General features: G+C 64.8%; 15 protein-coding genes. 10 read left to right on the top strand and 5 right to left on the bottom strand.

The genetic code is table 11. The features are described 5' to 3' along the window. Positions 1–83: 83 nt before the first annotated feature. Positions 84–1,568, bottom strand: a complete 1,485-nt coding sequence (locus EUU22_RS12970) for an amidase (RefSeq protein ID WP_129332399.1) — start codon at positions 1,566–1,568, stop codon at positions 84–86. 185 nt (positions 1,569–1,753) lie between these two features. Here EUU22_RS12970 and EUU22_RS12965 point away from each other — a divergent pair, with 185 nt between their 5' ends. From EUU22_RS12965 to EUU22_RS12940, 6 genes are all read left to right on the top strand, one after another. Next, complete coding sequence (locus EUU22_RS12965) at positions 1,754–2,698, top strand: phosphatase PAP2 family protein (RefSeq protein WP_129332398.1); 945 nt, start codon at positions 1,754–1,756, stop codon at positions 2,696–2,698. Between the two features lie 218 nt (positions 2,699–2,916). Further along, on the top strand, positions 2,917–6,399 hold the full coding sequence (gene carB, locus EUU22_RS12960) for a carbamoyl-phosphate synthase large subunit (RefSeq protein ID WP_129332397.1): 3,483 nt from the start codon (positions 2,917–2,919) through the stop codon (positions 6,397–6,399). 97 nt (positions 6,400–6,496) lie between these two features. Continuing rightward, positions 6,497–6,844 (top strand): ArsR/SmtB family transcription factor, encoded by a 348-nt coding sequence (locus EUU22_RS12955; protein WP_129332396.1) that lies wholly within the window; start codon positions 6,497–6,499, stop codon positions 6,842–6,844. Then, entirely contained in the window at positions 6,841–7,290 is a 450-nt protein-coding gene (locus tag EUU22_RS12950; RefSeq protein WP_129332395.1) for an SRPBCC domain-containing protein, read from the top strand. The genes EUU22_RS12955 and EUU22_RS12950 overlap by 4 nt, the downstream gene beginning before the upstream one ends. A gap of 1 nt (position 7,291) precedes the next feature. After that, positions 7,292–7,768, top strand: a complete 477-nt coding sequence (locus EUU22_RS12945; protein WP_129332394.1) for an SRPBCC family protein — start codon at positions 7,292–7,294, stop codon at positions 7,766–7,768. Positions 7,769–7,904: 136 nt separating this feature from the next. After that, on the top strand, positions 7,905–9,446 hold the full coding sequence (locus EUU22_RS12940; RefSeq protein ID WP_129332393.1) for an MFS transporter: 1,542 nt from the start codon (positions 7,905–7,907) through the stop codon (positions 9,444–9,446). A gap of 67 nt (positions 9,447–9,513) precedes the next feature. On the opposite strand, the gene EUU22_RS12935 is transcribed toward EUU22_RS12940, so the two are convergent. After that, the gene (locus EUU22_RS12935; RefSeq protein ID WP_129332392.1) at positions 9,514–10,365 is read right to left on the bottom strand and encodes a DMT family transporter; all 852 of its coding nucleotides are present in this window, start codon (positions 10,363–10,365) and stop codon (positions 9,514–9,516) included. Positions 10,366–10,576: 211 nt separating this feature from the next. On the opposite strand from EUU22_RS12935, the gene EUU22_RS12930 reads away from it, so the two are divergent. The 3 genes from EUU22_RS12930 to EUU22_RS12920 all read left to right on the top strand — a co-directional run bounded on the left by EUU22_RS12930 (position 10,577) and on the right by EUU22_RS12920 (position 13,538). Then, positions 10,577–11,812, top strand: a complete 1,236-nt coding sequence (locus tag EUU22_RS12930; protein ID WP_129332391.1) for a T6SS phospholipase effector Tle1-like catalytic domain-containing protein — start codon at positions 10,577–10,579, stop codon at positions 11,810–11,812. 162 nt (positions 11,813–11,974) lie between these two features. After that, positions 11,975–12,451, top strand: a complete 477-nt coding sequence (greA, locus tag EUU22_RS12925; protein WP_129332390.1) for a transcription elongation factor GreA — start codon at positions 11,975–11,977, stop codon at positions 12,449–12,451. A 31-nt stretch (positions 12,452–12,482) separates the two neighbouring features. Continuing rightward, positions 12,483–13,538, top strand: a complete 1,056-nt coding sequence (locus EUU22_RS12920; RefSeq protein ID WP_129332389.1) for a glycosyltransferase family 4 protein — start codon at positions 12,483–12,485, stop codon at positions 13,536–13,538. Between the two features lie 15 nt (positions 13,539–13,553). Here EUU22_RS12920 and EUU22_RS12915 read toward each other — a convergent pair whose 3' ends face one another. Further along, on the bottom strand, positions 13,554–14,480 hold the full coding sequence (locus tag EUU22_RS12915; protein WP_245485021.1) for a WaaZ-like lipopolysaccharide core biosynthesis protein: 927 nt from the start codon (positions 14,478–14,480) through the stop codon (positions 13,554–13,556). Positions 14,481–14,649: 169 nt separating this feature from the next. Between EUU22_RS12915 and EUU22_RS12910 the strand changes: the two genes are divergently transcribed. Continuing rightward, a complete protein-coding gene (locus EUU22_RS12910; protein ID WP_129332388.1) occupies positions 14,650–15,669 on the top strand; it encodes a polysaccharide pyruvyl transferase family protein in 1,020 nt (339 codons plus the stop codon). Between the two features lie 5 nt (positions 15,670–15,674). Here EUU22_RS12910 and EUU22_RS12905 read toward each other — a convergent pair whose 3' ends face one another. Continuing rightward, complete coding sequence (locus EUU22_RS12905) at positions 15,675–16,319, bottom strand: glycosyltransferase family 29 protein (protein ID WP_129332387.1); 645 nt, start codon at positions 16,317–16,319, stop codon at positions 15,675–15,677. A gap of 80 nt (positions 16,320–16,399) precedes the next feature. Further along, complete coding sequence (locus tag EUU22_RS12900; protein ID WP_129332386.1) at positions 16,400–17,245, bottom strand: glycosyltransferase family A protein; 846 nt, start codon at positions 17,243–17,245, stop codon at positions 16,400–16,402. Positions 17,246–17,263 lie beyond the last annotated feature (18 nt).

Genomic DNA, 17,263 nt, shown 5'->3' with positions numbered 1-17,263 from the left:
CTTCATTATTCTATCCGCAAGAACAGTCTATAACCGAAAGCGTTCCCGCCGACCATTCGCAGCAGCGCAGTCTGCGACGGTTGTCAGAGGTTCGGGCGCATGTCTTTCCACGGCCGGGCCTGTTCCAGTTGCCCGGCGAGCCGGAAGAGCGTCTCCTCGTCGGCGAAGCGTCCGACGAAATGCATCCCGACCGGCAGGCCCTCCGGCGACCAGTGGAGCGGCACTGACATCGCCGGCTGTCCGGTGACGTTGAAGACCGGCGTCCAGGGGATGAACCCGAAGGTCTCGGCGGCGAGCTGCTCGGCGATGCCGAGCTTCTTCAGGAGCCATCCGCCGCGGATGTGCCCCATCACCCGGATGAGCGTCCTTTCGATCGGTTTCGGCTGCAGCGCACCGATCTTGACCGGCAGGCTCGAAAGGACCGGCGTCATCAGCACGTCGTGGGTTTCGAAGAAGCCGAGAATCGACCGGGCGGCAAGCTTCAGGTAGCGCAGCGCCGCGGCGAGCTCGGCGGCGGAGAAGGCCTGGCCGAGGAGCGCAAGCCCGAAGGAGGACGGATCGTAATCCTCCGGCCGTATTTTCACGCCGGCGACCTCCGCGGTGAATGCTATATCGGCGCGCAGTTCGGCGGCAAGCACCGTCAGGAAGGCCATGGAAAACGCCGTGCGGTCGACGGCCGGTGCCGCCTCCACCACCTCATGCCCGAGGTCTTCCAGAAGCCGCACCGTCTCGGCGAAGGCGGCCTTCACCTCCGGCGCCACCTCCCGTCCGAGCATCGGCGTATCGGAGACCGCGATCCTAAGCCTCCCCGGCGGACGGCCGACCGCCTTCAGCCAGGAACCGGGATAGGCGGGGAGCGGATGCGGTGTGCCGACATCCGGTCCGTGGGTTGCATCGAGCATGGCCGCCGAATCGCGCACCGAGCGCGTCAGTACGTGCTCGCCGGCAAAGCCCGACCAGGCCTCGCCGATGAAGGGGCCGACGGGCGTGCGGCCGCGCGTCGGTTTCATGCCGAAGAGGCCGCAGGCCGACGCGGGAATGCGGATCGACCCGCCGCCGTCACCGCCCGATGCCATCGGCACCATGCCGACCGCGACCGCCGCCGCCGAGCCGCCGCTCGATCCGCCCGGTGTCAGGCTCGGGTTCCACGGATTGCGGCAGGGGCCGAAGACCTCCGGCTCGGTGTAGGGCGTCAAACCGAATTCCGGCGTGTTGGTCTTGCCGAGAAAGATCACGCCGGCCTTGCGCCAGCGCCTGACGAGCTCGTTCTCGCCGGTCGCCGGAATGCGCGCCCAGAGCCTGTTGCCGTTCGAGGTCGGCACGCCTTCGACCTGGGCGAGAAGATCCTTGACGAGGAAGGGAACGCCGGCGAACGGCCCCTCTCCCGCCAGCTCTCCGGCCTGGCGCCGCGCCGTATCGAACATCGGCCGGACGACGGCATTGAGCTTCGGATTGTCCCGCTCGATGCGGGCGATCGCCGTATCGACGAGTTCGCGCGCCGACACCTCTTTCCGCAGGACCAGTTCCGCCAGTCCGAGCGCATCGTAATTCAAATAGTCGTCAAACATGTGAGCCCCCCAAAGGAGGCCGCAGGCTAGCACGCGCGGACACAGGGACAAGTCTGCTGATCGTACCGGCGGCGTGGGCATCCGATACAACGCACCGCTGCACTTTGTCCCCTCAGGAAAGAAACTAAATCTTAAGTTGCGCATGCAAACGGTTGCAGTGACGAAAAACACAACTGGAGAGACGAATGACAAGGGAGGTGGTCAATCTTCGCAATTGGCTCGCATTTGTCGTTCTGGCATGTACCCTCGTCGTCGCCGGTTTTCTCGTGCGATCGAAGATCAGCATCGACTATGCGTCCTTCAAAACCGTTGCTGCCACGGTTGTGACGCTGGCACTTGCCGGCCGCATCTGCGCCAGGCGTGGCTCGCTCCGTCTCTCGCTGATGATGGAAGCGCTGGCATTCACGATAGCATTGTCTCTCCTCGTCGCCGTGGGAAGCTATCTCGCAATCTCCCAAGACTACCCGCTTGCAGATGATTTCCTGAGGAAGGCCGACGAGGTGCTTGGCTTCGACGGCAGGGGCTTGATACGCTACATCGACGGGTTTCCGTTGCTGGCGTGGACGCTGATGCTCGCCTACACCTCCTTCGCGTTTCAGGTGCTGCTCCTGCCGGTGCTGTTGATCGTCAGCGGTCGCCCGCAACACGGCCTCGGACTCGTATTCGGCTTCGGCCTGGTCTGCATCGGGGCGAGTACGGTCTCCGTCTGGTTCCCCGCCGCTGCGGCCTACGTCACCTACGGGATCGAACCGTCCTCGCTGAACGCGATCAACGCCCATTTCGGCTACCAGTTTCTGGAGGAGTTCCATGCCGTGCGCGAGCGGGCGGCGTTCGTTCTGTCCATGGGCAAGCTTCAAGGGCTGCTGACCTTTCCCTCTGTCCATACCGCCACTGCCGTTCTTTGCATCGCGTTCACGTTCGGAACGGGCTGGCTTCGCTACCCGTTTCTCCTCCTCAACGCCCTGATGGCCTTCTCGACCCTCACCCATGGCGGACATTATCTCGTCGATGTCCTTGCCGGAGGCCTGCTGGCCCTGGCCGCCGTCGCGGTCGTGTGGGGAGTCTCCGGATTGCCGGTCCGGCGGGCGGGCGGACCTGCTCGGGTACTCGCCGAGAGCCGGAGCGGCTGATTGCGAGCGAACGACTGGCGCAACGGCCCGCTTTCGGCCCCGTATGCGTGCGCCGCGGGCGCCCTCCCCAACTTTCCTCGCGCGCGATGAATTTTGGGGTTCCGCTACGGCAAACAATTCCCTATAAGCCGCTTCTAGCCTGAAAAGACCCTCCTTGCGCGCCGGCCGGTGAATTGCCCTGGCCGGTTTTTCGCGCAACAAGAAATTGGAAGACGCCGATGCCGAAGCGCCAAGATATCAAGTCCATCCTCATCATTGGCGCGGGGCCGATCGTCATCGGTCAGGCATGCGAATTCGACTATTCGGGCACCCAGGCCGTCAAGGCGCTGAAGGAGGAAGGATACCGGGTCATCTTGGTCAACTCCAATCCGGCGACGATCATGACTGACCCGGGCCTCGCCGACGCGACCTATGTCGAGCCGATCACGCCGGAAGTCGTCGCCAAGATCATCGCCAAGGAACGCCCGGACGCGCTCTTGCCGACCATGGGCGGCCAGACGGCGCTCAACACCGCGCTTTCGCTGAAGCGCATGGGCGTGCTCGACCGCTACAACGTCGAGATGATCGGCGCGAAGCCCGCCGCCATCGACAAGGCCGAGGACCGCGCGCTGTTCCGCGAGGCCATGGCCAAGATCGGCCTCGAGACGCCGAAGTCGATGCTGGCGAACGCCACCGAGATCAAGGATGCCGACCGCAAGACCCACGAGGCCGCGCGCGCAGAACTGAAGGCAAAGCTCTCCGGCGCCGAGCTCGACAAGGCCCTCGATGAACTGGAAAACCAGTGGAACCTCGGCGAGAGCGACCGCAAGCAGCGTTACATGAACCACGCCATGGCGATCGCCGCCCAGGCGCTCGACGACGTCGGCCTGCCGGCGATCATCCGCCCCTCCTTTACCATGGGCGGCACTGGCGGCGGCATAGCCTACAACCGCTCGGAATTCTTCGAGATCGTCGGCTCCGGCCTCGACGCCTCGCCGACCACCGAAGTGCTGATCGAAGAATCGGTGCTCGGCTGGAAGGAGTATGAAATGGAGGTCGTCCGCGACAAGGCGGACAACTGCATCATCATCTGCTCGATCGAGAACATCGACCCGATGGGCGTGCACACGGGCGATTCGATCACGGTGGCGCCGGCGCTGACCCTGACCGACAAGGAATACCAGATGATGCGCAACGCCTCGATCGCGGTGCTGCGCGAAATCGGGGTGGAGACCGGCGGCTCGAACGTGCAGTTCGCCGTCAACCCGAAGGACGGCCGCCTCGTCGTCATCGAAATGAACCCGCGCGTTTCGCGCTCGTCGGCGCTCGCCTCCAAGGCCACCGGCTTCCCGATCGCCAAGGTCGCGGCCAAGCTCGCCGTCGGCTATACGCTGGACGAGCTCGAAAACGACATCACCGGCGGCGCAACGCCGGCCTCCTTCGAGCCGTCGATCGACTACGTCGTCACCAAGATCCCGCGTTTCGCCTTCGAGAAATTCCCCGGCGCCGAGCCGACGCTGACCACCGCAATGAAGTCGGTCGGCGAAGTCATGGCGATCGGCCGCACCTTCGCAGAGTCGCTGCAGAAGGCGCTGCGCGGCCTTGAAACCGGGCTGACCGGCCTCGACGAGATCGAGATCCCCGGCCTCGGTCAGGGCGACGACAAGAACGCCATCCGCGCCGCGATCGGCACGCCGACGCCTGACCGGCTGCGCATGGTCGCCCAGGCGTTGCGCCTCGGCATGTCGCCGGAGGAAGTGCACGAAGGCTGCAAGATCGATCCGTGGTTCATCGCCCAGTTCAAGGCGATCGTCGACATGGAAGCCCGCATCCGCGAACACGGCCTGCCGGAAGACGCCGAGAACCTGCGCATGCTGAAGGCCATGGGCTTCTCCGACGCCCGCCTCGCCTCGCTGACCGGCGGCAAGCCGAAGGACGTGGCGATGCTGCGCAATTCGCTCGGTGTCCGCCCGGTCTTCAAGCGCATCGACACCTGCGCGGCCGAATTCGCCTCGCCGACCGCCTACATGTATTCGACCTACGAGACGCCCTTCGTCGGCAATGCCCGTTCCGAAGCGCTGGTCTCCGACCGCAAGAAGGTCGTCATCCTCGGCGGCGGCCCGAACCGCATCGGCCAGGGCATCGAGTTCGACTACTGCTGCTGCCATGCCGCCTTCGCGCTGAAGGACGCCGGCTATGAAGCGATCATGGTCAACTGCAATCCGGAAACCGTCTCGACCGACTACGACACCTCCGATCGCCTCTATTTCGAGCCGCTGACGGCCGAGGACGTGATCGAGATCATGCGCGCCGAGCAGGAAAACGGCACGCTCGTCGGCGTCATCGTGCAGTTCGGCGGCCAGACCCCGCTGAAGCTCGCCGAGGCGCTCGAGAAGAACGGCATCCCGATCCTCGGCACCGCGCCGGATGCGATCGACCTCGCCGAGGACCGCGACCGCTTCCAGAAGCTCCTGATGAAGCTCGACCTGACGCAGCCGAACAACGGCATCGCCTATTCGGTCGAGCAGGCCCGGTTGGTCGCCTCCGAGATCGGCTTCCCGCTGGTCGTTCGCCCGTCCTACGTGCTCGGCGGCCGCGCCATGCAGATCATCCACAACGAGAGCATGCTGCAGTCCTACCTGCTCGACACGGTTCCGGGCCTCGTTCCGGAAGACATCAAGCAGCGCTACCCGAACGACAAGACCGGCCAGATCAACACGCTGCTCGGCAAGAACCCGCTGCTGTTCGACAGCTACCTCACCAATGCGGTCGAGGTCGACGTCGACGCGCTCTGCGACGGCGAGAACGTCTTCGTCTCCGGCATCATGGAGCACATCGAGGAAGCCGGCATCCACTCCGGCGACTCGGCCTGCTCGCTGCCCTCGCGCTCCTTCAGCCCTGAACTGCTGGACGAGTTGGAACGCCAGACCAAGGCGATGGCGAAAGCGCTCAATGTCGGCGGCCTGATGAACGTGCAGTACGCGATCAAGGACGGCACGATCTACGTTCTCGAAGTCAACCCGCGTGCCTCGCGCACCGTGCCCTTCGTCGCCAAGACCATCGGTGCGCCGATCGCCAAGATCGCCGCCCGGATCATGACCGGCGAGAAGCTCGACCAGGCGATCGCCGCCTACGGCGCCAAGCCCGATCCGCGCAACCTGAAGCACATCGCGGTCAAGGAAGCCGTCTTCCCGTTCGCCCGCTTCCCCGGCGTCGACACCCTGCTCGGCCCGGAAATGCGCTCGACCGGCGAAGTCATCGGCCTCGACACCGATTTCGCCCTCGCCTTCGCCAAGAGCCAGCTCGGCGCCGGCGTCGAACTGCCGCGCGACGGAACGGTCTTCGTTTCGGTCCGCGACGAGGACAAGGAACGGGTCCTGCCGGCGGTGCGCCTGCTCGCCGACATCGGCTTCAAGGTCATGGCGACCGGCGGCACCCAGCGCTTCCTCGCCGAGAAAGGCATCGACGCCATCAAGATCAACAAGGTGCTCGAAGGCCGCCCGCATATCGAGGATGCGATCCGCAACCGCCAGGTCCAGCTCGTCATCAACACGACCGACGGCAACAAGGCGATCTCGGACTCCAAGTCGCTGCGCCGTGCCGCGCTGATGCAGAAGGTGCCCTACTACACCACCATGGCTGGTGCACTGGCCGCGGCGGAGGCGATCCGGGCGCTGAAGAACGGTCAGCTCGAAGTCCGCCCGCTGCAGAGCTACTTCTGAGAAGGAACCAAAACGCGAAGGCCGGTCAAGACACCCCTTGACCGGCTTCTTTTTGTCCTATATTTAACCGATAAGTTATTTAACTGAATGGTTAATCATGCAGACCGATCCGCTTTCCGAAACGCTCTTCGCCCTCGCCGACCCGACGCGCCGCGCCATTCTCGCCCGGCTCGCGGAGGGCGAGGCGACGGTGAATGAACTGGCTTCCCCCTTCGACATGAGCCTGCCCGCCGTCTCGAAGCACCTGAAGGTGCTCGAGCGGGCAAAGCTGATCTCGCGCGGACGCTCCGCGCAGTGGCGCCCCTGCCGGCTGGAGCCCGAACCGCTGAAGGGCGTCGACGACTGGCTGACGGACTACCGGAAGCTCTGGGAGGACAGGCTCGGCCGGCTGGATACCTATCTCGCCACCCTGCAGAAGGACCGCGCAAAAGAGGAAGGCAAATGAGCGACAAGATCGAAATCCTCAACGAACGCCTGTTTCCGGTCGATCGCCCCACACTCTTCGACGCGTTCGCCGATCCGGAAAAGCTGGCGCGCTGGTGGGGACCGCACGGCTTCACCAACCGCATTACCGCATTCGACCTCCGGCCGGGCGGCATCTGGCTCGTCACCATGACCGCCTCGAACGGCACCGACTTCCAAAATCGCTGGACCTTCGAGGATGTATCCCATGGAAGGAGCATCCGCGCCTTCCATCACGAGCCGGTGCATGCCTTTTCGCTGGAAATGACCTTCACCGACGAAGACGACGGCGGCGCCCGGCTGACCTGGCGGATGCTGTTCGACCGGACGGAGGAGAACCTGGAACTGGAACGGTTTCTCCACGCCGCCAACGAGCAGAATTTCGACCGGCTGGAAGCCCTCCTCCGCCAACGCAAGGGAGTACACTGAGATGTCCGATGTCCTCGATCCTGCAAAAATCCTGCGTGTGGAACGCACCGTCAGCGCGCCGCGCGAACTGGTCTTCGAAGCCTTTTCCGATGCCCGGCATCTGGATGCCTGGTGGGGACCGAACGGCTTCACCAACGAGACGCATGCGATGGAGTTCGCCGTCGGCGGGCTCTGGCACTACACGATGTACGGCCCTGACGGAAAGGTATGGCCGAACTGGATCCGGTACACGGAAATCTCCCCGCCCTCGCGCATTGCCTACGAGCACGGCGCCGAACTCGGGGAAGCGGCCCACTTCAGCGGCATTATCACCTTCGAAGATGAGGGCGGAAAGACCCGTGTCTCGCTGATCCTCGTCTTCGCGACGAAGGAAGCCCGCGATGCGACCCTGGAGTTCGGCGCCGTCGAGGGCGGCAACCAGACACTCGCCAAGCTCGACGCCTACGTGCAACGCAAGGCACGCGCGGCTGGTCGCTGACGGTCACCGCCGCGTTGCCGCATGTGCTCCTCTCGACGGTCCGCGAGCGGCACCCGGTGTCGCCCCATCAAAATTTGATATTTGTCTATTAGCGCGACTTGCCGCATGGTTGCGGTTCTTCCAGAAGGAGCGTTCCATGCACACGCCGCTTGACACGCCGGCCGGTAAGGCCGGCCGCCGCGAATGGGTTGGGCTGGCGATCCTGTCGATCGCCTGTCTGATCTATTCCATGGACCTTTCGGTGCTCTTCCTCGCCATGCCGGCAATCGTCACCGATCTCGATCCCACGGCGGCCGAACTGCTGTGGATCAACGACATCTACGGCTTCATGGTGGCGGGCTTCCTCGTGACCATGGGCACGCTCGGCGACCGGATCGGCCGGCGCAAGGTGCTCCTGCTCGGCGCCTCCGCCTTCGGTGCGGCGTCGATCTTCGCTGCCTTTTCGACCAGCGCCCCGATGCTGATCGTCGCGCGCGCCTGCCTCGGCGTCGCAGGCGCCACCATCGCGCCGTCGACACTTTCCCTCGTCGTCAACCTCTTTGCCGACGAAGGCGAACGCAACCGCGCGATCGGCGTCTGGGGTACCGCCTTCGCGCTCGGCGGGCTGATCGGGCCGCTGATCGGCGGCGTCCTGCTGCAGTATTTCCACTGGGGCTCGGTTTTCCTGATCAACGTGCCGGTGATGCTGGTGCTCGTCGCCGCGGCGCCCTTCCTGCTGCCGGAATATCGCAGCGGCAGCGCCGGCCGGATCGACCTGCCGAGCGTGGCCCTGTCGCTCGCAACCGTGCTGCCGGTCATCTACGGCTTCAAGAAGGTCGCAACCGAAGGCATGACGGTCGCCCATCTCTTGCCGGTTGCGGTCGGCCTTGCCGTCGGAGCGCTGTTCGTCCGGCGGCAGCAGCGGCTCGCCGATCCGCTGATCGATCTCGCCCTCTTCCGGATACCGGCGTTCACGGCCTCGCTGCTCGTCAATCTCGCCGGCGTTTTCTTCGTCTTCGGGATATTCCTGTTCCAGAACCAGTACCTGCAGCTCGTCCTCGGCCTCTCGCCGCTTGAGGCTGCGCTCTGGTCGGGTCTGCCGGGCCTCGTCTTCACGGTCATGTCGCTGCAGGCCTACCGGATTACCAACCGGCTCGGCTCGGTGAGAACGGTGCTGCTCGGGCTCGTGGTCAATGCGTTCGGTGCCGCGGCAATGGGCATCGCCGCCTATGAACAGAGCCTCTTCGGTGTGCTCTGCGCAAGCGGCCTGATCGCCATCGGCTTCGTGCCGGTGATCCTGACGACGACCGGGCTGATCGTCGGCTCGGCTCCGCCCGAACGAACCGGTGCGGCCTCGGCAATCTCGGAAACGGGCGCGGAATTCGGCGGCGCGCTGGGTGTGGCCCTGCTCGGAAGCCTCGGCAGCGTCGTCTACCGATTCGAAATGGACGGTGCCAACCTCGACGGCCTGCCGCCGCCGATGGCCGAATCGAGCCGCTCGACGCTTGCCGGCGCGGTCGACGCCGCCCGAAGCCTCGGCGAGACCGCGGCCCCGTGGCTCGATCTCGCCCGCGGCAGCTTCTCCCTCGGCTTCGCCGTCTCCTGCGCGCTCGCCGCGGTGACGCTCGTGCTGCTCGCCCTCGTCGCCCGCCGCGTCTACAGCGCCGCCCCGGCAATCGAGAGCAACTCCGCGCATTGAGAAGGTCGGGCCGCCAACGCTCCGACGCTGATCGCAGCGCATGCCTGCTCTTCGGCCTTTCGACACCTCATACGCGCCGCCTCTGTTTTGCGACGATTGCGAAAGCTATGCCGCCGAGGACGATGGGGCTGACGATTGCGAAGCGCACGGTCAGAGTCTCGCTAAGGAATAGGATCGCGCCGAATGCGGCAATGACGGGGACGGAGAGCTGCACGAGCGCCGCCTGGAAGGTCGTGAGCCCCGTCAGCGCCCGATACCAGATCGAATAGCCGAGGCCGGAGGCCACGACGCCGGAGGCGAGTGCGAGCAGAACGCCGCTCTCCGATGCCTTGCCACCCCAAATGGCATAGAGCGCGAGCGGCAGGCAGAAGGCGGAGGCGCGCAGGAAGTTGCCGGCAGTATCACGCAACGGAGTGGTCGAGCCACGCCCTCTGAGCGTGTAAACACCCCAGGATATTCCGGAAATCACCATCAGCAGAGATCCGGTGAGATCGGGCCGACCAACGCCGGGCAGGATCAGATAGACGAAGGCGAGGAACGCAATCGTAAAGCCGGCAAGCTCGCGCAGGCTGAGGCTGTCTCCGCGAGCAAGACTGTAACCGACCATGGTCGCCTGAACGGAGGAAAAGAGGATGAGTGCGCCGGTCGCGGCCCCAAGCATCAGATAGGAGAGCGAGAAGGCCATCGCATAGGCAAAAAGCGCCGTGGCGGCGAGCCAGTTGCCGGGTATTTCCTGCATCCGCACCTGCCCTGGACGGCGGGAAATGACGAAGAAGAGGAAGGCGGCACCGGAGACGATGCGCAGCGCCGTATAGCTTGCGGCGTCGATCGAGCCTGCGCCCAGCGCAAGCCGCGCCAGAAGAGAGTTGGCCGCAAACGCGATCATGGCCGCAAGTGTCAGTGCCGCCGTCGATTTCATGGCACCCCTCCCCCAGGACCCGGCGCAGCGTCTGGCTCGCACAGGAGATGGCCCCGCACCCGTCATTATCCGCCGGGGCAGACTTAGCGTCAATCAATCCTCCCGTGCGACGGCCGGTGCGCACCTGTCCGATTGCGGCGGTGGACGGTTTGAACCAACTAGCGCAATGCGCTAGGCTTTTCCTCGGACACGCATGAGGAGAGCATGCGCCATGGCGAAGAACATCGTCCTCCTGTTCGACGGCACGTCGAACGAGATTGCCGAGGACAGGACCAACATCCTGCGCCTCTTCGGGGCGCTCAAACGAAACACCGACCAGATCGTCTACTACGATCCGGGCGTCGGCACCTTCGGCGCGGTGAACGCCTGGCTGAAGCCCTATCGTGATGCAGTGGAGATATGGGGTATGGGCACCGGCTGGGGCCTCGACCAGAACGTCAAGGACGCCTACCGCTTCATCGTCGAGAACTATGAGGCGGCTTCACGCGGCCGGGGCAGCAGGAAGGACGGCGAAGAAGACCGCCTCTTTCTCTTCGGCTTCAGCCGCGGCGCCTACACCGCGAGAGTGCTAGCCGGCTTCATCCATGCCCTCGGCCTCGTCAGCCGGCACAACCTCAACCTCGTCGACTATGCCTACAGCGCCTACAAGGCGATCCCGGATTTCGTAGCGCCGCGGGAGAGCGATGCCGGTCCCGGCGAGGAGACGCCTTCGGCGTTTTCCGTCATGCGGCTGCACGAGCGGGCGCTGAAGACCTTCCGTCCGAAGATCAGGATGCTCGGGCTCTTTGATACGGTGGGCTCGGTGATCGAACACGGCCCCTCGGGTGTGCGGCTGAAGACGCATCCGTTCACCCGGCGCAATCCGAGCGTCGAGATCGTTCGCCACGCGCTGGCGATCGACGAGCGGCGGACGATGTTCCGACCGCAATACTGGGAGATCGATCAGCCATACTGGGGAAGCCCGTTCCGGCCGAAGGAGGAGCCGCCGCCCCAGGACGTCAAGGAGGTCTGGTTCGCCGGCTGCCACGGAGACGTCGGCGGCGGTCATCCGGAAAGGGAAAGCGCACTCATCAAGATCCCGCTCGCCTGGATGATCCGGGAAGCGACCGGCAAGGGGCTCGAGGTGATCACGCGCACGGTAAACGAGATCGTGCTCGGACAGAACCCGCAGAAGCCCTATGTCGCGCCGGACGCCACGGGCGCGGATCACGACAGCATGAATCTCGGCTGGCGCCTTCTGGAACTCGTGCCGCGACGGGTCCCGGACAGTTCGTGGCGGCGAAGCGGCACCGCCGGCGGCGTCTATCTGCCGCTTTCCGACCCGCGTTTCATCCCCGCGGATGCCCTCGTCCACCAATCGGTCGTCGACCGCATGGCCGCGCCCCTGGCGAACGGTTCCTATCGGCCGGAAAACCTTCCCGCCCGTTACCGGATCGAACCCTGGTAGGCCGGAACGCCGCAGGAGGTCTCGACAAAAACTCTGGAAATTCCGGCCGTGCTGCTATAACTTCCACCGAAGTGATTTGAGACATGGTTCCGGAGTACCGCTCCGGAACCTGTTTTCTTTTATGTCTGCGCCATGCAGGCACCACATGCGAAGGAAGTCGAAATGGTAGAAAAGGTACCGATGACGCAGAACGGTTTCGCCAAGCTGCAGGAAGAACTGCGCTGGCGGCAACAGGAAGAGCGCCCGCGGATCATCGAGGCGATCGCGGAAGCGCGCGCCCATGGCGACCTTTCCGAAAATGCCGAGTACCACGCCGCCAAGGAAGCCCAGAGCCACAACGAGGGCCGTATCACGGAACTCGAGGACCTGATTGCACGCGCGGAAGTCATCGACCTTTCGAAGATGTCGGGTTCCAAGATCAAGTTCGGCGCGACGGTGAAGCTCGTCGACGAAGACACGGACGAAGAGAAGGTCTATCAGATCGTCGGCGACCAGGAAGCCGACGTGAAGGCCGGCCGCATCTCGATCTCCTCGCCGATCGCGCGGGCCATGATCGGCAAGGAAGTCGGCGACTCGATCGAAGTCGTCGCCCCCGGCGGCTCCAAGGCCTACGAGATCCTGGCGGTGCAGTGGGGCTGAGACCCCTGCCGCCGGAACAAGGATTGCCCGCGTGACGGATATCGCCGACGTCGAGGTCATCGCGCCGAATTTCAAGCAGAGGCTTTCCGGCGTCACCTCGACGATCATCCAGCTCGTTCCCGTCCAGAACCGGCTCGGGCAGAAGGTTGCAACCCTCGGGCCCGGCCTTCCCTCCTCGCTTCCGCGGATCGGCTATGCCGACCTGCTGCGGCTCTGGAAGAGACCGCGAAGCGGGCACACGCGCGTCTGGCACGCGCGCCGCAACAACGAGATGCTCGCCGGCCTCGTGCTGCGTGATCTCCTGCGCATGCCGATCAAGGTTCTCTTCACCTCAGCCTCGCAGCGCAGACACACGCGCTGGACCAAGGCGCTGGTCGACCGCGTCGACGCCGTCGTCGCGACGAGCGCCCGCACCGCCGCCTATCTCAAGGTCGAAAATAGCGTCGTCATGCACGGCATCGACACGGCACGTTTCTTTCCGCCGGCCGACAAGACTGCGGCCAAGCAGGCGGTCGGCCTCGATCCCGAAAGGAAGATCACCGGCTGCTTCGGCCGCGTGCGCCGGCAGAAAGGCACCGACCTCTTCGTCGACACGATGATCGCCCTGCTTCCCGGCCGGCCGGACTGGATCGCCATCGTCGCGGGCCGGGCGACCGCCTCGCATGCCGCCTTCGAGACGGAACTCAAGGAGCGGGTGGCGAAAGCCGGCCTTTCGAACCGCATTCTCTTCGTCGGCGAGCACACCAACATCAACGACTGGTACCGGGCGCTCGACCTCTTCGTCGCGCCGCAGCGTTGGGAGGGCTTCGGCCTGACGCCGCTGGAGGCCATGGCGACCGCCGTGCCTGTGGTTGCGACCGATGTCGGCGCTTTTCCCGAACTGATCGTCACCGGAGAACGGGAGACGGGCGTCGTCATCCCGGCAGACGACCTCGCAGCAATGACGGCCGCCGCCGGCACCTTCATGGACGATCCGGCACGCCTATCCGCCGCGGGCGCCCGGGCGCTCGCCCACGTCACCGAAAATTTCAGCATCGAAGGCGAAGCCCGCCGGCTCGGAGAGATCTACGCATCGCTCGCGCGGTGAAGGCGAAGAGCGCCGTCAGCCGGTCGTCACCGCAAACCGCGGATCGTAACCGACCGCGGTCCCGCGCAGTGCCGAAACGGGCGAATAGTTGACGAGTTCGATGCCTCGCCGGTGGCAGATCGCGTGCGCAAGCAGGACGTGCCCGACGATGCGCGCCTCGGCGCCGGCGATGCCGGACTTCGCCGTGTCCCCGGCCTTCTCGTAAAAGCGCGGCCGGTCCGCATTCGAGATGTCGATGCCGAAGAGCCCGATCGTCCGCGGCCGGCACCAGGCGGCGAACTGGATCGCGCTGATCGCCACCGAACCGCCCTGAAAGACGCCGACGGACGGATCGTCCGAAAAGCCGGCGATGCCGTCGTCCGACAAGGTGGCGCAGGCGATGCCGGCAAGCTCGGCGGTGCTGCGGCGCCTCGCCCCGCACGGCTTGCGGATGTCGTCGATCAGGATGATGCGCTTGTCCGCGAGCCAGGAGCGGTCGATCTCGCAGATCGCGCGGATGACGCCGACCGAGAAGAGGCAGAGCGTATCGGCATCGATCTTCGCGCGCATCAGGTCGAAATGCCGCCAGACGAAACGCTCGTCCTCGACGGCGACGGCGAGCGGCGTTCCGATCTCCTTGCCGATCAGGTTCATCGCCCCGTTGAGGAGGATCGCCGTCGAGGGATCCGTGTCCGCGACCCGCGTCTGCATCACCGACGGGCCGGAGCCGATGACGAAGATCTCCGCGCCGGCACGTTTCGTCAGGACATCGGGATGGAGCAAGCCCCCGACCGCGCGCCCGCGGTAGACGATCTCTCCGATGTCTTCGCTACCCTCCGGTTTGGCGAGGGAAAGGCCGGGCGTCCAGGCGTAGGCATGGGCGAAGGAAGCGCCGCGGACGAGGCGCACGAGAAGCTTGACTGCCTTCCGCCACAGCGGAGGTTTCGACCGCGATCCAGACACCCGCACTCCAATTCTCGCTGCACGCCCCTCGGCCGCATCTCGCCCGTTCTCGGCCGGAACGCCGTCCCTGCCGGACCTTCCCGCCGAAAAGGCTTGATCCTCCGTCGGGCGGACAGATAAAGACGCCTGTGCCGGCTTGGCAAGGTGCAGCGCCGAAGGAACGTGAATTGTGGCGAATGCGGTCATCCTGAACGACACCCGAGGCGACAGCCATTTCGGCTGTTTCCGGGTCATGCGCCTCATCGAGGAAAACCTCGCAAGCCGCGGCATTCGCGTGCTCACCCGCAGCGGCGTGCGCAACGACTGGGAGAACGACCGGTCCTTCCTCGACGCCATGGCGAAGAGCGACGTCATTGTCATCAACGGCGAAGGAACGCTCCATCACGGCGCCAAAGCCGGAGCCCGGCTTCTCCGTGTGGTCGATCACCCCGCCCGCGGCGACAAGCCGGTCGCGCTAATCAACGCGATCTACCAGGAAAATCCGAAGGAATGGTCCCGCTATCTGGAAAAGATGGCGATCATTTCGACGCGCGACTCCTGGAGCGCGGAAGAGGCCGGCCGTCATGCAGGCCGTGACGTCGGCTTCGTCCCGGACCTCTCCCTTTCCGGCGGTTTCGAGGAGGCCGCGCCGGGCGTCACACGCGACCTGCTGCTGGTCGGTGATTCCGTTTCGCGCGAGGTCTCGCGCCGGCTGCTGGCGCTCGCCGATTCACGCGTCGACGCCCGCCTGCTCCCGATCCTGAAGACGATCAAGGCGAGCAAGCCGCATGTGGCGACGCCGCTCAGGCTCCTGCGCGAGGCCTATATCCGCCTCCACGCCGCCGCATTCGGCTGGAAGCACGGCAATGTGCTGTTCAACAGGGACGAAGCCGGCTTCATCGACGCCCTCCAGCACGGCTACCTGCATGTGACGGGCCGTTTCCACGCGGTCTGCTTCTGCCTCTTCACCCGGACGCCATTCCTGGCGATCGAATCGAATTCCTGGAAGATCGGGGCGCTGATGCACGATCTCGGCCTCGGCGACAAACGTCTAATCGGGATCGACGACCTGCCGGACCTGCTCGCCCGCCCCGACATCCTCGCCTATTCCGCAGAGGAGATGCGGGCAATCGAAGACGGCATCGCCATGTGCCGGACACGGACCGCGGCCCTCTTCGACGATATCGCCCGCCTGGCACGACGAGCCTGAGCGCCTCAACCGTCGGAATCGGCTCGATGCAGCGCGAAGCGGTTGTCCGAGACCATCAGACGCAGGACGAAATCCTCTTCGGTATCGTAGTCATGCGGGGACGTCGCCTTCGTCTGCCCGCCGGAAAGCGAGCCGCTCTGGTAGAAGTCGAAGCCGTAGAGGTCGACCGCCGTGCAGGGAGAGCGGCTGAGGAGCTCGATGACCATCAGCCCGGTGGTCGGCCGGTTGCCGACCCTGGAGCACAGGGCCTTATGGCTCGCCCGCGGGTAGAGGAAGAATGATGGCCATCGCACGATCCAGTGCTGAAGGGCATTGCGCGGCGGCGACATCCAGAAGAGATGGCTCGCGCCGCGTTCGGCCATGATCGACTTCTCGAGCTCGATGCTGGTGGCGATAATGTCCGTTCTCGCCCCGTGGGAAACAGCGGACGGGATCGGAGCGCTGTTGAACCGGACGACGAGATCGTGAGCGTCGATCTCCGTGCCGAACACCGTGCCGGAGAGCGCCCGCGAGTTTCCGACGAGTGCAACGCGCCTGTCGCGGACCAGCTCGAATACGTCTTGCTCGCCGAGCGGCGAACGATATTGCAGCCCGAGGAGCCGGCGCAGGGCGCCGACGACGCGCAGATACTTCTTCTCGATCTTTCGCATGCACAACGTCCAGATAGAACAGATCTCACTTCCGGACGAATGCGCCGGAGGAGGCCTTGTCGGGGGCTGACGCGTCGCTCTTAGCGAAGCGCCGACGCATCGGTGACCAGAGCATAGACAAGCCTCGCCAGCAGCATGTTCTTGGGTCGCAGGAAGCGCCGGAAATACGGGATCTCCTGCAGCTTGCGCCGGTCCATCCGCTCCCGTTCGCGCGGCGTCATCTCGTGGAATTCATACTCCCCGCGCCGCATCGGAAGCAGCGACGTCTTCAGCTTGCCGGCGCGATAGGTCCTCGGGAACGGAACGTGCATCACGATCGGCGAGAACGGGAAGAGCCGGACGTAGCCGAGATCGGCGAGAACCTTCTTGTTCTCCGCTTCGCTCTCGCGGAACGTCCAGCCGAGTTTCTTCAGCGTCGACAGGCGCAGGATGCCGACATCAGCATAAGAGCGACGATTGTCGCCGTCCGGGAAGCGGTAGGCCTTCACATCTTCGAGAATGTCGTAGGCGTAGCCCTTCCGCAGGAAGCGCGGATCGACCTGGAGAACCTTGTCGTCGGATGCGAAAAGCTCGCCATATTGCTTCAGGATGGCGTCGTCGAACGGGCGAACGAACTGCATGTCGTCCTGGATAAGGAATATGAAGTCATATCCCTCCTCCTCCGCATAGCGGCACATGCGCTGGATATTGCCGTAGAGATTGCCGTGGCGGCGGCCCTGCTTGTCCTCCGTCGAGGTCACGCAGAGTTTCATGCGCGGGCGGTATTTCTCGATCACCGCCTTGGTGACGTCGTCCTCGCTCTGGTCGTCGATCAGTGCGACGTCGAAGCCGGGACACATCTTGAAGGTCGACAGGATGCAGCGCTCGAGAGTGCTCCCCATATTATAGGAGAAGATGCACAGCAGCACGTTCTTGGAAGTCAGCATGCGACCGGTATCCCCGCG

This window comes from Ciceribacter ferrooxidans (assembly GCF_004137355.1).
Taxonomy (GTDB): Bacteria; Pseudomonadota; Alphaproteobacteria; order Rhizobiales; family Rhizobiaceae; genus Allorhizobium; species Allorhizobium ferrooxidans.
The sequence above is the reverse complement of the archived record's forward strand: the minus strand, read 5'-3'. Positions and strand labels throughout refer to the sequence as shown.

Bases quoted from the DNA above. Each gene is read 5' to 3' on its own strand.
- EUU22_RS12930 (WP_129332391.1), top strand. From the start codon at position 10,577: ATGGCGAAGAACATCGTCCTCCTGTTCGACGGCACGTCGAACGAGATT.
- EUU22_RS12945 (WP_129332394.1), top strand. From the start codon at position 7,292: ATGTCCGATGTCCTCGATCCTGCAAAAATCCTGCGTGTGGAACGCACC.
- carB (WP_129332397.1), top strand. From the start codon at position 2,917: ATGCCGAAGCGCCAAGATATCAAGTCCATCCTCATCATTGGCGCGGGG.
- EUU22_RS12935 (WP_129332392.1), bottom strand. From the start codon at position 10,365: ATGAAATCGACGGCGGCACTGACACTTGCGGCCATGATCGCGTTTGCG.
- EUU22_RS12955 (WP_129332396.1), top strand. From the start codon at position 6,497: ATGCAGACCGATCCGCTTTCCGAAACGCTCTTCGCCCTCGCCGACCCG.
- EUU22_RS12950 (WP_129332395.1), top strand. From the start codon at position 6,841: ATGAGCGACAAGATCGAAATCCTCAACGAACGCCTGTTTCCGGTCGAT.
- EUU22_RS12905 (WP_129332387.1), bottom strand. From the start codon at position 16,319: ATGCGAAAGATCGAGAAGAAGTATCTGCGCGTCGTCGGCGCCCTGCGC.
- EUU22_RS12965 (WP_129332398.1), top strand. From the start codon at position 1,754: ATGACAAGGGAGGTGGTCAATCTTCGCAATTGGCTCGCATTTGTCGTT.
- EUU22_RS12970 (WP_129332399.1), bottom strand. From the start codon at position 1,568: ATGTTTGACGACTATTTGAATTACGATGCGCTCGGACTGGCGGAACTG.
- EUU22_RS12900 (WP_129332386.1), bottom strand. From the start codon at position 17,245: ATGCTGACTTCCAAGAACGTGCTGCTGTGCATCTTCTCCTATAATATG.
- EUU22_RS12940 (WP_129332393.1), top strand. From the start codon at position 7,905: ATGCACACGCCGCTTGACACGCCGGCCGGTAAGGCCGGCCGCCGCGAA.
- greA (WP_129332390.1), top strand. From the start codon at position 11,975: ATGGTAGAAAAGGTACCGATGACGCAGAACGGTTTCGCCAAGCTGCAG.